Raw genomic sequence first — 18,273 nt, 5'->3', positions numbered from 1 at the left:
AAACTAACTATTTTGTGATTTATTTTTAGATAATTGTTTTAATAAAGCCTACTAGACTCTTCCTTTTAAAGCATTAAAAACCCATGCAATAGCAAAAAAACCAGCGCCTACTGCTGCAAAACCATATCCTGATACATCGCGATATCTAAACACCCCTAATCCTATCAGTAATAATCCAACAATAATCATTATAAATGTCGCCCACGCTAAAACCGTGTTTTTATTCATTCCCATATGTGTAGTTTAGTCTGTTTGTTAACTTTGATTTGCAAATATCGGTTTTTTATCGATAAAATACACTTTTTAATGCTGTAAGTAGCTGAAGACGCTCTCAAATAAAGTGTATATATGAGCAGTTTCTCTTGTAGTGCTTTGGCGACAAAGCGGGAGGTATCCCTGATTATTTTTGGGATAGTAATGCTCTTAAACTTTATGAGTATTTAACATTTCGCTTCGCTAAAATTTCTATTTGCCCCCTCTATCAGATTTTTAATCTTCAAAAATATTCTTTGCGATACATGCCGTTAGTTTTTGAATCGTAATATGGATCTTGTAAACTCTCTAAGAGAACGTATAGTTAGCATTCTATTTCGAAATGATGTAATCGAAAGTTCAGCCTTAGTCCATTTTTCCTTCAATCAAAAACAGCTTTGACCTGCTTCTGTAAAGGCGGTAAAAATATCGTTGAATTTTGTTATTTTCGTGCAAACAAATAACACACATGGATATAAACTTCAATAAAAACGAAGATCACAATAAGCTCCTGGTTTCGTCCCTCCGTCATAAACTGGCGAAAGTAAAATTAGGAGGAGGTCAAAAAAGAATTGATAAACTACATGCCAAAGGCAAATTATCGGCTCGGGAGCGGATTTCGTATTTATTGGATGACAATGCCCCTGTTATTGAGATTGGAGCCTTTGCCGGTGAGGGAATGTATGAAGAACATGGAGGGTGTCCCAGTGGTGGAGTGGTTGTAAAAATCGGATATATTGAAGGAAAACAATGCATTGTTGTAGCGAATGACGCTACGGTAAAAGCGGGAGCCTGGTTTCCGATTACCGGAAAGAAAAATCTAAGAGCTCAGGAAATCGCTATTGAGAATCGCCTGCCAATTATATATTTGGTGGATAGTGCCGGGGTATACCTGCCTATGCAGGATGAAATATTCCCTGATAAAGAGCATTTCGGAAGAATTTTCAGAAACAATGCCGTAATGAGTAGTATGGGAATTACTCAAATTGCCGCAGTAATGGGTAGCTGTGTCGCCGGAGGAGCCTATCTGCCTATTATGAGTGATGAGGCATTAATTGTAGATAAAACAGGAAGTATCTTTTTAGCGGGGAGTTATCTGGTAAAAGCTGCTATCGGAGAAACTATTGATAATGAAACGCTGGGAGGAGCAACTACACATTGCGAAATATCAGGGGTTACCGACTATAAATCCAAAGATGATAAGGAAGCGCTGGATACTATTAAAAATATAGTTTCAAAAATCGGAGCCTATACCAAAGCTGGGTATAACCGAAGTACTCCTGCCCTTCCCAAAGAAAACCCTGAGGAGATTTATGGAATTCTTCCAAAAGCCAGAAATGAACAATACGATATGATGGAAATCATCAAGCGTCTGGTAGATGATTCTGATTTTGAAGAGTACAAAGCTGGATATGGTCAGACCATTATTACCGGATATGCACGTATCGATGGCTGGGCTGTAGGGATTGTAGCTAATCAACGTACCATTGTCAAAACCAAAAAAGGAGAAATGCAGTTTGGAGGAGTGATTTATTCGGATTCTGCTGATAAAGCTACTCGATTTATTGCCAATTGTAATCAAAAGAAAATTCCTCTGGTATTCTTACAGGATGTCACTGGGTTTATGGTAGGAAGTAAAAGTGAACATGGAGGAATTATAAAAGACGGAGCCAAGATGGTGAATGCCGTAAGCAACAGTGTTGTTCCTAAATTTACGGTAGTTATAGGAAACTCCTATGGAGCCGGAAATTATGCTATGTGCGGAAAAGCTTATGATCCGCGACTGATTTGTGCCTGGCCAAGTGCCGAACTCGCCGTTATGGGAGGAGCACAAGCAGCCAAGGTATTATTGCAAATCGAAACTGCTTCCCTAAAGAAAAAAGGAGAAGAAATTAGTGAAGCGGATGAAAAGGCATTATTTGATAAGATCAAAGCCAAATACGATGCGCAAATTTCTCCTTACTATGCTGCCGCCAGAATATGGACAGATGGAATTATTGATCCATTGGATACGCGAACCTGGATATCTATGGGGATCGAAGCTGCAGATCACGCTCCGATTGAAAAACCATTTAACCTTGGAGTTATTCAGGTATAAACAAAGATAACTAATGAAATAGTAGTCATCACCTGAGAAACATTCATAAGATATACAGAGGAAACGACTATCTATACCCCAATAGAACATTTACATCTCACCTTAGTAAGGTATCATATAAAAAAGGCTTTGCATATAGCAAAGCCTTTACTGATGTAGTAAGTAATCAACTATCTCATAGGGTTATTAGTGGTATATCATTGCTGTTTTTTCTACTTAAAAAAGCAGCTTCTTCTTCTGTAACTCTGGTAATATCCTTCCATTTGTTTCGGCTTCCCTGAGTCTCCGGAGTACTATTGCGTAGCCCATCTTGCAAAGCCCTGTATATTCTCCCTTTATAAACCATATAATCTCCCCGCTGATAATTTCTGGTAGCGGTATACGCTTTAATATCATCAACAGGAGGGTATATTTTACTAATATGAAGTTTATCCATATCAGACAGTACATAATTATATGCTATAGAAAAACAATCTGTCGTATGAGCTTGTCGTACGGGATAGTGCATAATAGAAGTAGGATCATAACTCGTATAAAATACTCGGTCTACAGGATTTTTTTCAAACAAATTTTCTTCAATCTCTTTTTTACTCCATTCTTGTTCATCCATATAAAAACGGTATACGGCATCTTTATTCCAGTTGATATTCGCTTCGGGATGCTGATGTTCATGTATCAGTCCCAGTGCATGACCAAATTCATGAAGAATTGTACTTTTAATCCCCCTGAGATTATCTTTATATTTAGGATCCAGATTCATACTTTGCGTCCTCAGGTGAGCACCTCTCCCTAATAAAGACCAATGCCCAGCTCCTTCTTTAAAACCAACTTTTATCTGAGCAGTTTCTGTACTCGATACAAACTTAAATCTGATACTGGCATAAGCTTCCCATTGCTTGGCATATTCTTTTACCAATGCATGTAGTTGATACTTATCTTCCGGATCGATAAATTTTACACGAATAGTTTGCCCCGGAGCCCATAGTACTGAATTGGTTTGATTTGTAACTAATAACGAAGCCGATTTGGCAACTGGGAACTGTGAGATTCGAAATCCATGACATAGTTTTCCCTCATATATAATACTTTTTTTGTTCCCTTCAGGACATGGTTTTTCCATAGTATCTACAGCTGATTCTTCCGGGGGACTTGTAGGAGCATGCACTGTGTCTTTTTCACAACTACATAGGAGAACCATTGCTAATAGCAATAATAACAACTGATTTGAGGGGTATACGATATTTTGTTTTTTCATAAACTTATTTATTTTATGCGGTTCTCTATAAGTCGAATTAAAAACAAATTTCCCACTATTAAAGCTTCGTTAATATCGTATTAATGATTCCTTAAATATGTAAAAAACAGTCTATTCTATGTACGGACCCTTTTAGTGATAACAGCTGCTACCCCTCACTCCCATTCTCAATGAATCACAGGATAACTTCTGACCAAGCGGATAAACTCTGCCCGATATCCCAATCGGTCTTCTCCTCTGTTAGCAGCTGCCAGGGATGCAATTGCATCCAGGTTTTTATTAGGAAGCAGCATAGATTTTCTGAGAAGCATTCCATACCAAGCTACAGAAGCTGCAAAATGAAAATCTACTGAGGGAGTACTGGTTTCCGATAGCTGAACCACATGCGTCAATTCACGACTTTTGTGTTCGGAAGGGTTTTTATATCTGAATCTAATCGTAAGCAGTTCATCTGTGGAATTTGTTATCCCTTCCTCTTTTCGATACTTTAATTCGGGAACAGGTCGTACCCAAGGATGCTGCTCTCCTTTGGGGATAATCTCATAAAGTGCTGTAACGGTATGACCACTTCCCAACTCCCCGGCGTCTTTAGTATCATCTATAAAATCCTCATCAGCCAGTAATCTGTTTTCATAACCGATAAGCCGGTATGCCTGCACATGTTCTGGATTAAATTCTACCTGAATTTTTACATCCTTGGCGATTGTATATAAAGTACTTCCAAATTCATCTCCCAGAACTTTTCTGGCTTCCTGCATGCTATCTATATATGCGTGATTCCCATTTCCTGTGTCCGCCAGGATCTCCAGTTTGCTATCCTTATAGTTTCCCATCCCAAATCCAAGGCAGGTAAGAAATACACCACTGTTTCTTTTTTCTGTAATTAATGTTTCCATAGCCTGATCACTGTGCATCCCTACATTAAAATCGCCATCGGTAGCCAGAATAACCCGATTATTTCCTCCTTTGATAAAATTCTCCTCTGCTATGCGATATGCTAATTCTATTCCTTCTCCCCCGGCAGTTGACCCTCCTGCTTCTAATCCATCCAATGCCTGAATAATCTGTTGTTTATATGCTCCAGAAGTTGGCGGTAGTACAAGACCTGCAGCCCCGGCATATACCACGATAGAAATCACATCTTTCTCCCGCAACTGTTGTACCAGTAATGAAAAGGCTTTTTTTAGCAATTGCAGCTTATCCGGGCTATCCATAGAACCGGAGACATCCAATAAGAAGACCAGATTAGACGCCGGTATTGCCGCTTTGGTCATTTCTTTTCCTTTAATCCCTATTTTTACCAATTGACTTTCCGGATTCCAGGGGGTTCTTCCATATTCCGTATGAATTCCAAAAGGGTGTACTCCTGTTGGTTGTGGGTAATCATACGCAAAATAATTCACCATTTCCTCGATTTTTACCGCGTCTCTGGGGATGGGAATCCCCGCATTGATCTTTTTTCGGATGTTACTATAGGAAGCCTTATCTACATCGATAGAAAAAGTAGATAACGGATCATACACTGTCTGTAGAAATTGATTTTCTGTAATCTTTCGATAGGATTCTTCATCTTCGATTCGGTATGTCCCTGAATGAGTCGTAATCACCACGCAGCCATATCGGGCTTGCTTACCAAAAATCGCTTGAGCTTCTCCTCTTTTGTACTTTTTTTGTTTAGAAATCCTGTTTTTATTCATTCCTAATACACAGGAAATAGCTTGTGCAGGAATTACATTTCCATCAACAATATATAACGGCTGTTTTTTAGAGGGATACACTGCCGGATTCCCCCCTTTTGAAGTTGTCTTTTCTTTCTTTTGAAATGTCAATCGACTGTTAACTCGTTTTTTTCTTTGGACACGAGATGGTGCCCTATTGCGATAAGATCCTGTAGCATATCCAGTGATCACCACTTCTTCCAGTTCCTCATTATCTTCTTTAAGTATTACATTAATAGTTTTATATAAATCACTCACAATCAACTCTTCATAAACGTATCCTATGTATGAAAAAGAAAGAGTATCCCCCAGAGATGCCAATGCTGTGAAGTACCCGTCAAAATCGGTGGTACTTCCTTGATTGGTACGCGTATTTATAATGGAAACTCCCGGTAATGGAAGGCCATTTTCATCTGTAACGATCCCGTTTAAACGAGGCGTCTGAGCTTGTAATAAAAAACAAAAACTGTATAGTAAGCATAGTAATAAGTATCTCATAATGGTACGATTTTATAGATGTATACCATTAAAGTTATAGGTCTTCTATGCGTCTTGCAATCAATGATGAGTAAACACCCTTTTTGGATGAGGCAAGAGGCTTTATCATATAGATAATCATACCAATCTGATTTCTAAAACGGCGTATAAAAAGATAACGTGAATAAGGGAGCTTTTCCATTATTCACGTTATCTATACTATTGGAGCGCGAGTGTTTGCTGCTTACTCTTATTCGATACTTATTATTGTATCAGTAGTTGTCTGACAGTTTCTTTATTAGCCGTATCGATTACTTTTATAAAATACACCCCTTTTTTGAGTGCTGTCTTTATATGAAGTTTTGTTTGTGTACGATTCTGTATGACCTCTAACGGAATATGAGCTCCGGACATATCCAGTAAATATACTTTTTTGATCTGCACATCTTCTGAACTGTCAATATGAATCGTCTCATAAGCATAAGCCGGATTGGGATATACACTAATTGAGGAGGCTCTTCTTTCCTGATCTCTTCTCATCATAATATTATCTTCAATGATGGCTCCTGATATAATAGCAGCATTCATTTGTGCTAAATAAGCAGTAGAAGGAGAGAAATCAAGAGGATGAATTTCTGAATAATATTCAGAAGGATGCTGACCAGAAGGCTCCTGACCAAACCAAAATTCTGTTCTGGATTCTTTCCATCCCATACAATCATTCCAAATTCCATGTTTGATATAGTATTTTTTATTAAGTTGTCCTGCAAAAGAGAAACCAGGCTTTATCGTTCCACAACACTCTATAGGTGTTATCTGCGCATTTGTCGCACTATCATAGATTGCCCACCAATGATTGACAAATACCGAATTCGACTGCGCTAATGCACTTATATGGATAGTTCCATTACTAAAACTCCTAGAAGTAATCGAAAAATCACTGGTTCTCGGAGACCAGCTAACATCTCCATCCGTGGCTTTTCTTGCTTCGGTCCAGGGATAACAACTATTCCAAACTCCATGTTTGATATAATAATTCTTATAAGTACTTAGCCCACTGAAGGTAACAGTAGTTCCTGACTGCACTGTTCCAATCAGACCAACTGTATCCGTATCAGAAATACTCCCAGACTGGGTTGTTTCATAAAGTCCCCACCAGTGTGTACCATTAGGGTCAGCAGCATTGGCTACAACTGTAATGGTACCATCACTATCACAGTGATACTGTACAGAAAATGCTGTATCTACCTTATTCTCTTCTTGCATAGTAAAACGCTTGATAAGAGGTTCCCAGTTGGTACAATCATTTTGTAATGCCACTTTGATTTCATACTCATACCCATTTTCAATAACTACTCCCTGATGCTGAAAAACATTCGTGAGGTTGACGCGTCCTATTGGTCCTGAAATCCATCCTGTGGTTCCTGCCCATTGAAAACTTCCTGTGGATCCCAACGGTCTTTTGCTGATATAAATGATGTATCGATCCTCTCCTTCAGAGGCTGTTCCATTAAGAAATACAGTTTCCTGACAATAAAACTGATGTGTGCTGGCAGTTGTAACATCCTCAAAACCGAATGTATTCGTAATATTTCTTTCCTCAATAACGATACCATCAATGCTCATTTCTGCCTGTCTTCCTGAACCGGCATAATAAGGATTAATCAGTAGAGTTTCATAATCTCTGGTTGGAGTAAATGTAACTTGTACCGTTCTGTAATTATTCAGGTAATTTCCGATATTATCCGTAAAGATGTCCTCTTCATTCTGTATTCCCCCTGTAGATCGTATGTTTACCGCTCGTAAGTTTATCGTACTTCCTGCATTGGTATTGGTATCCCCGTGATCATTAGTTCTTACGCTAAAAGATACCGTATAACAAACTCCTTGCTTAAAAGCAACAGAAGTTCTAATTGATTCAAACGATCTACCACGTGACCACATCCAGGCATACGGGTTCGTTGGGGTTCCGTGTAATGATGGACTCCCTGAATATGACGTCCAATCATCAACACAACTGGTGGATGAGTTATTGGTAAAAGCATCACTAAAACTCAAACTGCAATTGGTGTTATAATTAGAGAAATCTCCATTTCGAACCAGATTTTGAGCAGTACTGTGATAAACCACGAAGGCAAGCAATATTGTAAATAGTTTATATTTATTTCTCATTTGATATGTTTTTAAGAGTTACCTACTCGTACGCTTTTCGGTTTCCGCGAACTATAAGAATGAGGGGGATCAGCCCTGTAGCAATTGCTATACACACAAGAGTACTGATTAATCAATAAACAGTTCTAAAGAACTTTACGAAGGAAGAATTGAGTTTATAAATTGTTTGCTCTAAAACAAGCAATATTCTTAATAAACAGGAACGCTACATTTCATAAAACACAGATTAACATATAATTAAGGAATTCAAGGCTGTTTTACAACAACAAGCCTAATAGTTTTGTATACATCACACAAAGCATTGCAATTATGAAACGTCTAAAAAGTTATATGTTATTATTACTACTTGGCATTACAGGAGCAAAAACAGTATATACGCAGACCTCCTTTATTTCTAATGAGAAAAAACATACTGTAGCCCAGCTAAAGGAAGAAATACAGCTTCTGAGAAAAAACCTGGAAACAATCCACACAGGATTATATACATATACCGATTCATTGCGCTTTGCTACTGTTTTTGATGCCTTAGAAACATCAATTACTACTCCCCTTTCTTCTATTGAACTATATAGGAAACTTTTAGTACTCAATCAGCATATCAAAAATGGACATACTGCTATCAAACCCGAAGTAGCCTATGAGCGCTATATAAAAACGAAAGCTCCTTTATTCCCTTTGGAACTGTATTTTGATCGGGATACATTATATATTCTAAAGAACTATTCGCATAATGATGCCATAAAAGAAGGGAGTATTCTCAATACCATCAATGGAGAAAATGCGGCTGCCGTTTTTACTACTTTACGAAATCAATTACCCAGAGACGGTTATAATACTACCTTTCCAGAAAAAGTTATTACAGATACTTTTCGTAGGTATTATGCTTACCTAAAAGGAATTCCCGAGGTATATGAACTAGAATTAAAAACTCCAGAGGGAGTAAAGCAGCAGTTGCGTATTCGGGGGCTAAGCGGAGAGGAAATCAAAAAAGTAAAATGGGAACGATATCGCGATAACAAACAATGGTGGGGGTTTACCGGTGAACCCCTAATGACTCTGGATATAAAAGACAGTATTGCCGTTATGAAACTCAAAACCTTTTCTATCTATTACCTAAAAAAAGCAAAACAGAATTTCAGAAAATTCTTTTCGAATGCCTTTGATCAGATAGCAGCCAATAATGTACAACAATTAATAATAGACCTACGGGATAACGGAGGGGGCGATGAGATGCCTACACTACAATTATTCGCCCATCTGAGCAAGACTCCTTTTACCTTTTATGAAACTATGTATACCAAATCCAACAGGGTTCCGAATCCTAAACTGTATAATTACGGAGGCTTTTTGATGAACTTTTTATATCCTACTTTTAAATTAAAAAGGAAAGGAGATGTATATGAAATCAAGGGAATTCCCGGATTAAAAGAGTTCCCTCCTGCCACCACAGTTTTTAACGGAGATGTATATATTCTCACCAATGGCTATTCATTTTCGGCTACGGGAGAAATTACCGCATTTATCAAACATGCTCGGCGGGCTACTTTTATAGGTGAAGAAGTTGGTGGTAATGCCAAGCAACATGTTAGTGGTACCACATTTACCCTTACCCTGCCATATTCCCAAATTCGTATTCAGATTCCCGTAGAATTATTTCGTCTGCGAGTTGCTCATAAAAATACCGGTCATGGGGTCATTCCAGATTACTATATCAAACCTTCGATTACAGACAAATTAAACGGAAAGGATGTAGAAATGGAATTTGCAATGGAATTAATCGCAAAGAAAAAGAAAATCAACAATAACAAATCAGTTTTTAAATGATAGCAACCAGCTTTTATTCGTTGCTGTGGGAACCGTAATATTTTCTTAGGTTTGACCAAGTGTGAACAGGAGTATCATTTATAAATAATGTTTGGTATTATGGAACATAAATTCAGGCTGTCAATTACAGCAAATTATCACAAAGTTATTGTACAACTGCTATTGCTGATTGCATGTTTTATACTAATTGGAATCGCGATAGTCGTGTTCCTGGAAAAAACAGAGATATCCCTGAATTCCATTCCCTTAGAATTTATCATCCCTATATTGGTAGTAACCATGATTGCAGTACTCTTTCTTTTTATCAGAGTTACCTATATTATAGACGAATTATGGTTTACCGAGCATTATATCGCCTCAGAAAAAATAGACAAAATCTATTATGCCGATATCAAAAAATGTAGCCTCCTGACCAGTAGAGGAAATTCTTCATATATGATCACACTGGAAAATGGAAAGAAAATAGCCCTTGGAGCAACCAATCAGCATTCAGAAGCCTCTAAAAAAATATTCTTTGACTTTATAGAAATACTTGAAGATAAAATCAACTCCCTTCCTCCTTCTCCATAAGAACACCACAATAAATCGTTGTTTAACAAATATTTATGATCAAAAAAAGAGTTTGGAACACTCCTTGTACTATACCCTATAAAATAAACATCATGAGAACTACATATTCTTCTCGAAAAACTGCTCCTACCAATACTAATATAGTTGAAGCTATACCTATTGAGTATGCAATTGTGAGAGAAATATATAGAAATGATGTTTCTACACCTTTTGGGTATGGATTAGTAACCTATAAAAACGAATAGCAACCCAGCTAAAAATGGGACAAACCCACTTCCAGCCTCAAACTGAGAAACTCAGTATTTGAGGCTTTTTTTTTCCTAAAAAAGACGAATTTCTTCTAAGAATAAACTTTCATTTGCTCTAGAACAAAAAAAATGAACTAAGAACACTTTTTTTTGTTATACAACACTTGATCAACTGCCGTACATCACTTTTTCTAACAAAAAAACAAGAAGTAACCTACAAAAAACAATGATTTTATTTTCCTTTTTAGGGCTAAAATAGCTGTGAAAAAAGTTATTTATAATATGATTTTTATTGCATAAAATTATGACTTCAAATTTCTGTAGTTGCAATAGATTTTACTTTTACTCATATTGAAAAACGCTAATTTTGTAAATATATATTATAAAAATTGTAGCCACTATTATTCAGTTTTCAAATAAAAAATTAAACAAATGAAAAAAAGCATATTTACTTTATTAATTTCAATAGTAGTTCTTCTAGGTTGTGAAAATGACACTAGCTTTAATAATGACACTAAAGCACATGATTATGAATATGTTAACGCATTATCAAAAGGAGCAAAAGGAAATGGGATTAATGATGATACGGAAGCTATCCAGAAATTACTTGACGATAAATCTATCAAGACTATATATTTACAGGAAAATCATACTTTTTTAGTAAAATCATTAATAGTTCCATCAAATAAAACGTTAATAATTGATGGTACTTTAAAAGTTAATGAAAAAAACACATATAGTTCTAGTTTTAATAATTTAATCTATGGAAATAATGTTGAAAACATAATTATTTCTGGTAATGGAATTATCGACGGAAATAAAGATTTATTGCAACAAGGTTATTTTTCTTTAATTAAATTTGAAAACAGTAACAATATTGAAGTTTCAATAAAAAGAATTCAAAACAATAGACTTCCTAATGCTAAACCGAGTAATATTACCTTAGGTTGTCTTTACTTCGTTAAATGTGAAAATGTTAAGATAAATGATATTCAACTCTCTAACTGGAGCAGAGAAGGAATCTGGTTAAAAAACACAAATAATTCTATAATTAGTAATATTCAATGTTTAGGAGATAAAGACTCTTGGTCTGGAATCCAGGTAAGTGGAGAAAACAATACTATAAACTCTAGTATTGTTGAAAATGCAGGAGCTAGCGGAATAAGTTTTGACTCTAAATATTCTTTGATAAGCAATTGCATAGTTAAAAACAATAGATTTTATCATGGATTCAATTTTGGGCACAAAGGAATCCCCACGGAAAACACCCAAATAATTAATTGTGTATCTAGAAACTCAGCCGAAAATGGATTTACATTTGGTTTCAGTTCAAAAGATAATTATATCATTAATAGTCATTCAGATAATGCGTCTAAAGCAGGTTTCCTAGTTTCAAACGGAGCAACAAACATTACTTTTAATAATATAAGTGCAAAAAAAAGTGGGTTTGGTTTGGCTATTTATGGAGCTACTATAAAAGTTAGTAATGCTGATTTTATTGAAAATACTGTCCCTTTCAAAATTTTTACAGGAACACTTGGTAGTCAATACGAGTTTGATAATGTAAAATTATCATCTGATTTAATGAATTCTTCTATAAACCTAATCGATTTGAACCATGCAAATAGTTATAAACCTGTAGAAAAATATGTTGACAATTTAACTGGATTTCAATATTATAAAGTCTTTAATAAAAATGTTCGTCCTTTATCACATATACGACTGGAACCAGCTCATGGAAACACAACTCTTGCTGGACCATTTCTTAAAGAAGTTAACAGCAATTACTTTGTTATTGGATTGGTAAACAAGCCTGAAAACCCAGCTTGGTTGAGATTTTACATTCAATAATATATCTAAATTGTAAGTTAAAACCCTATCGTTACTAAAAAACGTAAACAATAGTAACATTTTTTATTCCTAATACATATATAGCAGATAAACTATGTATTTTACCAAACAGATTATCATTCAAATGAGTAAAAATCATTCAAAAGCATATTATGATGAGAAGAAATGACATTTCAATGCATCTCAGAGGGAATACAAAACTCCCGGTTTTCTTAAGTATTATTTTTTTGGTATTCCTATCAAACCAACTAGATGCGCAATCATCAGAGGCTATCAAAACAAAGGATGTTACTTTTAAAAGTAAAGGAATCCAATTGGCAGGAACAATCTATACGCCACAAAATCCCTATGCAGGTCTTGTTATTGTACACGGATCTGATCAGGTTCCCCGAATGACCGAATTTGCAAAACGTTTATCAAAGAGTGGAATTTCTGTACTGACCTATGATAAGCGAGGAGTTGGTGAATCCGAAGGCGTATATGCGGGACCTGAGGTAGGAACAAACAATATTAGTACTGATAACCTTACTCTATTAGCCGAGGATGTGAGTGCTGCCGTAAACACCTTGCACGAACAGCATCAAAAAATCCCCATAGGTCTGATTGGTTTTAGCCAGGCTGGATGGATTATACCGATTGCTGCAAACAAAAATCCGATCGTATCATTTATGGTCTTATTCAGCTGCCCTACGATTACTACACTAGAACAACTTCGGTTTCAGTTTTATACCAATGGGAATACTGAATTTTGGGAAAATCATACAGAAGCAGAAGCGCGTGCACATATTAAGAATGATCCGGACCGCTATCAGTTTACAGCCACGGATCCAAAAGTTGCATTACAAACACTTTCTATCCCAGGCTTGTGGATTTTTGGAGAGAAAGACATACAAATCCCTGTAAAATTAGGGATAGAGCATCTTAATACCTTTAAGGCCAAAGGGAAACCATTCGAGTACTGTATATTCTCTGCATTGGGACACAATACAGCATTTGCAGAGACCACAGAACCTGTAGATATTGCTCTTCAATGGATAAAAAAAGAAACTAAAAAAACCGGAGTACCCAAACTGCAGAAATAAACTACCAACAGTAGTATATGCATTGACGGTATCAATAAACACATAAAATATAAGCCAATAAAACGTCACCGGATAAAACCGAAAAACATAGCAAATGTACCTTCTCATTAAAAAAATATCCATACTACTCAAATGTTTAGGTACATTTATGCATAAAATCAATAACGAATACAGCGACTTACAATCAAGATGTTGTTAGTCACAAGAAAAATGGGGAAAATAAAAAAGAAAGACATTTATGCATACTTGATTGAAATCGTAATCATCGTTATCGGGGTTTTAATTGCTTTTTATTTAACGAACTGGGGCGAAGAAATTAAAGAACGAAAAACAGAAAAAGAGATTATTGCGCAAATCTACTTTGAATTAAATGACAATTTAGCGGATCTAAAGAATGATGTCGAAATCCATAAAAATGCCCTTTCGAGTCAATTAAAAGTTCAGGAGTTTATCAATACTGATACAATAACGAGTGATTCGCTGTTAATGGATTTTTATTGGATTACAAGGGAAGAATATATTTTTCCGAACACATCTGCTTTTGAAAACCTGAAGAACACAGGCATGCGTATCATTAAAAATGATTCTTTGAGGGATTTAATCACATTGGTTTATAATAATTATTTCCCAAGAATATCCAAAGGAAATAACCTGAATCCGGATATTAATGAGTATCTCATCCCCTATTTTAAAAAGAACTTTAAGGTAAACAGAAATGCAGAAATAACCTATGACTTATACCTGGGAGATTCCCTGAAAATCACTTACCCAAGAGACTTTGGAAATGGTATTAAACAGATCATAGGATATATTCCTTTGGATGAAAACTCCTTAAAAAAAGACGAAGAATTCAGGTTTCTGATATCCGAGGTATTATGGTACAGGATATATAAAGTCCGATATTATCAAATCGCTATAATCAATGTAAAAAAAATACTGAAACTCATCGAAGATAAATACCCAAAAGCCATTGCCAGCAAACAATAATATAACGCGTAGCTACTCGCTAAACTAAAACTTTTTGTTGATCACAAATGATTCTTAAAAACATCTTAGATACGACAGCTCATAGACCCTGGGAATTGCCTGCAGAAAGTTGGAAATTCTATCAGGAGTGGAATGAAGTTGTATTTCTTCATTATCCGGTTACCTTGACCGAATTAAAAAAACATGTTCCAAAAGAATTAGAAATTGATCTTTTTGATGGAACTCCTTGGGTTTCTATCGTTGCATTTACAATGGAAAAAATACGTCCAAAAAACGTACCTGCTTTCTCTCCTATATCAGATTTTGATGAAATCAATATTCGTACATATGTCCGTTCAGGTAACAAGACAGGTGTCTATTTTTTGAGTATTGAAGCAGGGAAAAAACTGTCCTGTGCAATCGCCAGAAGAATTTCTGAACTTCCTTATCGATTCTCTAAAATTGAACGGACTGACCAAAAATATCAGGCACAAAACCCCAAATTTAATGACCTTCTAAATATCGAATTTACTATTGGAAAGAAATTAAGAAAAAAAACAAGACTGGATATATGGCTAACTGAAAGATATGCCCTTTTTCAGGATTCAGAACAAGCCATAAATGAATTCGATATTCATCATCTAGAATGGTGCATCCATGAACTTACTTTAGAAAAATTAGAGGTAAAGTACCCGAGATTTGAAAAACTAATAAACAATACTCCTGCAAAAATTCACTATTCAAAAGGCGTTAAGGTGATTGCCTGGAATAAAAAGAAAAAACAGGATATCAAAAATAAGTAACAGCTGTCTCGAGTGACTTTAATAGCTCCTCATACTTATATTAGTTTTTTTTATATTTGTAGTCTGTTACTCTATTTATAACATATCAATCTCGGTCTTTCTTATAAAAAGACAGTCTCGACCAAACGAGAAATTACAGCATTTAAAATAAGTTCATTTTTAAATGCGTAATTAATTACATCCATATTTTATTCAATTTTAAACAACACGACAATTGATCCTCAAATCAATTGGAACATCGCCTTTGAGGTCTTTCTTAACACCTCTATGGGATTCGTATTTTATATAAAATGAACCGTAAAAAATTAATAAGCAGAAACATAGAACGTTTTTATAATCAGGCATCTGAAGAAACCCGACTTGATAAAGGTATGGGAGTTTTTGAGTTTGAAAGAGTAAAAACACTTATCCATAAATATATTCCTAATACCCCTTCAAAAATAATTGATGTCGGTGGAGGAACAGGAAAATATTCAGCATGGCTTGCCCAGAAAGGACATACAGTCCACTTAGTAGAGCCTGTTCCCAAGCACATACAAATAGCTATAAACAGAGCTAACAAACTAAAAAACAAATTTTTCGTTCATCTGGGAGAATCCAGACAATTAACATTGCCAAACAACTATGCTGATCTGGTGATACTTCATGGTCCTTTGTATCATTTACAAAATAAAGAAGACAGAATCGCTACCATTATAGAAGCTAAACGGGTTGTAAAAAATAATGGAATCATTCTGGCTTTTGCCATTAATTATACCGCCTCTACTTTGGTAGGTCTATTGCATGGCTTGCTTCATAAAAAATCATTTTTTGAAATGTGTCAAAGAGAATTAACAACAGGAGTGCATACCCCTCCCGATGATTTTCCCTGGCTTTTGGCCGAAGCCTATTATCATAAACCAGAGGAGTTAAAAAATGAATTTGTAAAACAAGAATTGACATATCTGAATACCTATGCCGTTGAAGGAATGGCTTGGTTAGATAAAGATTTCTTAAGTAATCTATCCAATAAAAAAAGGAAAAAGACATTATCAGCACTAATAGCGATCACCGAAAACGACCCTTATCTTTTATCGTTTAGTCCACACATGATGATTGCTACTCAAAAACAGAAAACCTATGAAAAATAAAGATCGATATTACCTCGCATTAAAAGAAAATAAAAACCAGCTTAATGAAATTGACCTGGGAGCGACAATAGGACTTGATGCCAATGAAACAAGAACCATTATTGCGATCCTATTAGCCGAACATAAAATCAATTATGTAGCAAGCAGCTGTTGCCATTATAGTGTGAAAAAAAAGATAACAAGGAAAAAGAAAAATGATTATTGATTGTTCTTTTTGAGGTGCAATCAAAACAGAAAACCTGGGACAGGTCTCTCCTGTCCTGGTTTCTGTTTATGTTTCGAGCTGGTTTCTCACAAAAAAGGAAGAAACATTTACACAACATAAATAACTTATATTAAAATAGATAGAATAGCTCAGTATATGATGAGCAGGTACTACCGATAATATTTTGATCCCTTTAAACAAAAAAGCAGCTCTTTTGGACAAACAACTGAAATGTTGTATTTTATATGACAGAAATCCATAATCAAGAATAGTATGCAGGAACAAATTATCTTCAAAAAAAATCCAAGAATTGAATTCCGGTTTCAGACCAATGGATTTCAGCTTATTGACCAGCAAACGGTACAAAACTCAGGTTTCTATTCATATCGTGATATAGAATCGATACGCTTGAATAAAGTATGGTTTCCAAAACTGGCAAAATGGTTGCGAATTGTTACAGCCCTGTGTAATGGGGTTCCTTTTTTTCCGGATGCCGCATCCTGTAAAAAAGCAACTGTTATTATTCATTTCAGAAATACAAAACTTGGAATGTGGTTAACAGATCCTTATATGGCTGATAAAGCAAGAGTATTAAAAAAAGAGCTGGATCACAGAACAAAAAAGACCACCCCTGGTCTCGACTAGGTCTATTCTCTCTATTTGGAAGATACAAATTAAACATTACCTATAATGGATACAGCCAGTAGCAGGGAAATAAGCATCGACAGATTATTAATATTAAAACCCGCAGCAACCAAGTTAATTTTAGATCCTAAAGCAGATTTATCAGAGCTTATCAAGCTAACACTACTTGATTTACTGATAAAACAAGTATTGACCCTAAAAAAGGTGATGCAACCATCTCACGCAAGAGATCCGTATCTGAGAACATATTTTATCGTGGAAACCGGAAAGAATTTTCTCAGCTATCAACCCAATAGATTCGAAACATATTTTACAGATAGAATTGATAAAGACAGTTACTTTCTTCTAAAATCCTTCTTTAGAGCAATTTATAAAGAGATCACATCAGTATACCGGTATAAAATAAAGATCATCGTAGATTTAAAAATGACCGATCTCTTTAATAAAAACTTATTTTTAGGCATTTTATCTATTCTGAAAACCAATCATAAAGGGGATAAACTAAAATCTGAAATCACTCAATACTTACATAAAATTGATGAAGAACTAGAGGCTCTTATTAAAAATACCCCGCAAAAAGCACTTGAAATACTTGGATTTCTTCAAGGGCACATTTTTTTACTTAATACGCTAAAATTTGAGCTTTTAGAAACACTGAAAACACCTCACAAATCTGTCAAAGCACATAAAATAACATACGAACAGGATTGGTATTGGTCAGATTATTTGAATGATACAACGGCAAAACTCTCCGATATCATCTCCGAGGTATCTGATGTCCTGGATTCAATAGAAGACTATAGTACGACTGATACTGACGGAAATTGGGAAGGTGACCATTCAGATGTTTACTTTAATTAAGAAACAACTCTACTAACATTATCTTTTTACATAGTTCTGTCGGTAACCACTTGATTATCTGACATAAAAACACTTAGATAAAATAACACACTTTAGCGCATTGCTTAATCAGAAAT

At 35.5% G+C, this 18,273-nt stretch carries 16 protein-coding genes; 12 read left to right on the top strand and 4 right to left on the bottom strand.

Going from position 1 to position 18,273, the window contains the following annotated elements:
* Positions 1 to 51: 51 nt before the first annotated feature.
* Entirely contained in the window at positions 52 to 234 is a 183-nt protein-coding gene (locus ACFSTE_RS17930; protein WP_176030287.1) for a CAL67264 family membrane protein, read from the bottom strand.
* A gap of 487 nt (positions 235 to 721) precedes the next feature.
* Between ACFSTE_RS17930 and ACFSTE_RS17925 the strand changes: the two genes are divergently transcribed.
* Positions 722 to 2,350: an acyl-CoA carboxylase subunit beta gene (locus tag ACFSTE_RS17925; RefSeq protein ID WP_176030288.1), complete on the top strand. Its 1,629-nt coding sequence runs from the start codon at positions 722 to 724 to the stop codon at positions 2,348 to 2,350.
* A 175-nt stretch (positions 2,351 to 2,525) separates the two neighbouring features.
* Here the strand turns inward: ACFSTE_RS17925 and ACFSTE_RS17920 are convergent, their stop codons facing one another.
* From ACFSTE_RS17920 to ACFSTE_RS17910, 3 genes are all read right to left on the bottom strand, one after another.
* Positions 2,526 to 3,605, bottom strand: coding sequence for a M12 family metallopeptidase (locus tag ACFSTE_RS17920; protein WP_378254791.1), 1,080 nt, complete (start codon positions 3,603 to 3,605; stop codon positions 2,526 to 2,528).
* Positions 3,606 to 3,772: 167 nt separating this feature from the next.
* Complete coding sequence (locus tag ACFSTE_RS17915) at positions 3,773 to 5,821, bottom strand: vWA domain-containing protein (protein WP_378254789.1); 2,049 nt, start codon at positions 5,819 to 5,821, stop codon at positions 3,773 to 3,775.
* A 243-nt stretch (positions 5,822 to 6,064) separates the two neighbouring features.
* Positions 6,065 to 7,972 (bottom strand): T9SS type A sorting domain-containing protein, encoded by a 1,908-nt coding sequence (locus tag ACFSTE_RS17910; RefSeq protein ID WP_378254787.1) that lies wholly within the window; start codon positions 7,970 to 7,972, stop codon positions 6,065 to 6,067.
* 309 nt (positions 7,973 to 8,281) lie between these two features.
* Here ACFSTE_RS17910 and ACFSTE_RS17905 point away from each other — a divergent pair, with 309 nt between their 5' ends.
* From ACFSTE_RS17905 to ACFSTE_RS17855, 11 genes are all read left to right on the top strand, one after another.
* Positions 8,282 to 9,796 (top strand): S41 family peptidase, encoded by a 1,515-nt coding sequence (locus tag ACFSTE_RS17905; RefSeq protein ID WP_378254785.1) that lies wholly within the window; start codon positions 8,282 to 8,284, stop codon positions 9,794 to 9,796.
* A 99-nt stretch (positions 9,797 to 9,895) separates the two neighbouring features.
* Positions 9,896 to 10,366, top strand: coding sequence for a hypothetical protein (locus ACFSTE_RS17900; RefSeq protein WP_378254783.1), 471 nt, complete (start codon positions 9,896 to 9,898; stop codon positions 10,364 to 10,366).
* A gap of 92 nt (positions 10,367 to 10,458) precedes the next feature.
* Positions 10,459 to 10,611 carry a hypothetical protein gene (locus tag ACFSTE_RS17895; RefSeq protein ID WP_176030294.1) on the top strand — a complete coding sequence of 51 codons (153 nt, stop codon included), beginning with the start codon at positions 10,459 to 10,461 and terminating at the stop codon, positions 10,609 to 10,611.
* A 435-nt stretch (positions 10,612 to 11,046) separates the two neighbouring features.
* Positions 11,047 to 12,465, top strand: a complete 1,419-nt coding sequence (locus tag ACFSTE_RS17890; RefSeq protein ID WP_378254781.1) for a glycosyl hydrolase family 28-related protein — start codon at positions 11,047 to 11,049, stop codon at positions 12,463 to 12,465.
* Between the two features lie 152 nt (positions 12,466 to 12,617).
* On the top strand, positions 12,618 to 13,547 hold the full coding sequence (locus tag ACFSTE_RS17885) for an alpha/beta hydrolase family protein (RefSeq protein WP_378254779.1): 930 nt from the start codon (positions 12,618 to 12,620) through the stop codon (positions 13,545 to 13,547).
* 210 nt (positions 13,548 to 13,757) lie between these two features.
* Positions 13,758 to 14,534, top strand: a complete 777-nt coding sequence (locus ACFSTE_RS17880) for a DUF6090 family protein (protein WP_176030296.1) — start codon at positions 13,758 to 13,760, stop codon at positions 14,532 to 14,534.
* Between the two features lie 47 nt (positions 14,535 to 14,581).
* Positions 14,582 to 15,316, top strand: a complete 735-nt coding sequence (locus ACFSTE_RS17875; protein ID WP_378254777.1) for a YqjF family protein — start codon at positions 14,582 to 14,584, stop codon at positions 15,314 to 15,316.
* A gap of 290 nt (positions 15,317 to 15,606) precedes the next feature.
* Positions 15,607 to 16,446 carry a class I SAM-dependent methyltransferase gene (locus tag ACFSTE_RS17870; RefSeq protein WP_378254775.1) on the top strand — a complete coding sequence of 280 codons (840 nt, stop codon included), beginning with the start codon at positions 15,607 to 15,609 and terminating at the stop codon, positions 16,444 to 16,446.
* Positions 16,436 to 16,651 (top strand): hypothetical protein, encoded by a 216-nt coding sequence (locus ACFSTE_RS17865; RefSeq protein WP_378254773.1) that lies wholly within the window; start codon positions 16,436 to 16,438, stop codon positions 16,649 to 16,651. Before ACFSTE_RS17870 ends, ACFSTE_RS17865 begins: the two co-directional genes overlap by 11 nt.
* Positions 16,652 to 16,924: 273 nt before the next feature.
* Positions 16,925 to 17,296, top strand: coding sequence for a hypothetical protein (locus ACFSTE_RS17860; protein WP_378254771.1), 372 nt, complete (start codon positions 16,925 to 16,927; stop codon positions 17,294 to 17,296).
* Between the two features lie 45 nt (positions 17,297 to 17,341).
* Positions 17,342 to 18,157 (top strand): hypothetical protein, encoded by an 816-nt coding sequence (locus tag ACFSTE_RS17855; RefSeq protein WP_378254769.1) that lies wholly within the window; start codon positions 17,342 to 17,344, stop codon positions 18,155 to 18,157.
* The last annotated feature ends 116 nt before the right edge of the window (positions 18,158 to 18,273 follow it).

It is taken from the genome of Aquimarina hainanensis (genome assembly GCF_042684685.1).
GTDB classification, from domain to species: domain Bacteria; phylum Bacteroidota; class Bacteroidia; order Flavobacteriales; family Flavobacteriaceae; genus Aquimarina; species Aquimarina hainanensis.
This window is presented reverse-complemented; position numbering and strand designations above follow the sequence as displayed.

Excerpts from the sequence above, each read along its gene's own strand:
- ACFSTE_RS17930 (WP_176030287.1), bottom strand. The coding sequence starts at position 234 with ATGGGAATGAATAAAAACACGGTTTTAGCGTGGGCGACATTTATAATG.
- ACFSTE_RS17925 (WP_176030288.1), top strand. The coding sequence starts at position 722 with ATGGATATAAACTTCAATAAAAACGAAGATCACAATAAGCTCCTGGTT.
- ACFSTE_RS17920 (WP_378254791.1), bottom strand. The coding sequence starts at position 3,605 with ATGAAAAAACAAAATATCGTATACCCCTCAAATCAGTTGTTATTATTG.
- ACFSTE_RS17915 (WP_378254789.1), bottom strand. The coding sequence starts at position 5,821 with ATGAGATACTTATTACTATGCTTACTATACAGTTTTTGTTTTTTATTA.
- ACFSTE_RS17910 (WP_378254787.1), bottom strand. The coding sequence starts at position 7,972 with ATGAGAAATAAATATAAACTATTTACAATATTGCTTGCCTTCGTGGTT.
- ACFSTE_RS17905 (WP_378254785.1), top strand. The coding sequence starts at position 8,282 with ATGAAACGTCTAAAAAGTTATATGTTATTATTACTACTTGGCATTACA.
- ACFSTE_RS17900 (WP_378254783.1), top strand. The coding sequence starts at position 9,896 with ATGGAACATAAATTCAGGCTGTCAATTACAGCAAATTATCACAAAGTT.
- ACFSTE_RS17895 (WP_176030294.1), top strand. The coding sequence starts at position 10,459 with ATGAGAACTACATATTCTTCTCGAAAAACTGCTCCTACCAATACTAAT.
- ACFSTE_RS17890 (WP_378254781.1), top strand. The coding sequence starts at position 11,047 with ATGAAAAAAAGCATATTTACTTTATTAATTTCAATAGTAGTTCTTCTA.
- ACFSTE_RS17885 (WP_378254779.1), top strand. The coding sequence starts at position 12,618 with ATGATGAGAAGAAATGACATTTCAATGCATCTCAGAGGGAATACAAAA.
- ACFSTE_RS17880 (WP_176030296.1), top strand. The coding sequence starts at position 13,758 with ATGGGGAAAATAAAAAAGAAAGACATTTATGCATACTTGATTGAAATC.
- ACFSTE_RS17875 (WP_378254777.1), top strand. The coding sequence starts at position 14,582 with ATGATTCTTAAAAACATCTTAGATACGACAGCTCATAGACCCTGGGAA.
- ACFSTE_RS17870 (WP_378254775.1), top strand. The coding sequence starts at position 15,607 with ATGAACCGTAAAAAATTAATAAGCAGAAACATAGAACGTTTTTATAAT.
- ACFSTE_RS17865 (WP_378254773.1), top strand. The coding sequence starts at position 16,436 with ATGAAAAATAAAGATCGATATTACCTCGCATTAAAAGAAAATAAAAAC.
- ACFSTE_RS17860 (WP_378254771.1), top strand. The coding sequence starts at position 16,925 with ATGCAGGAACAAATTATCTTCAAAAAAAATCCAAGAATTGAATTCCGG.
- ACFSTE_RS17855 (WP_378254769.1), top strand. The coding sequence starts at position 17,342 with ATGGATACAGCCAGTAGCAGGGAAATAAGCATCGACAGATTATTAATA.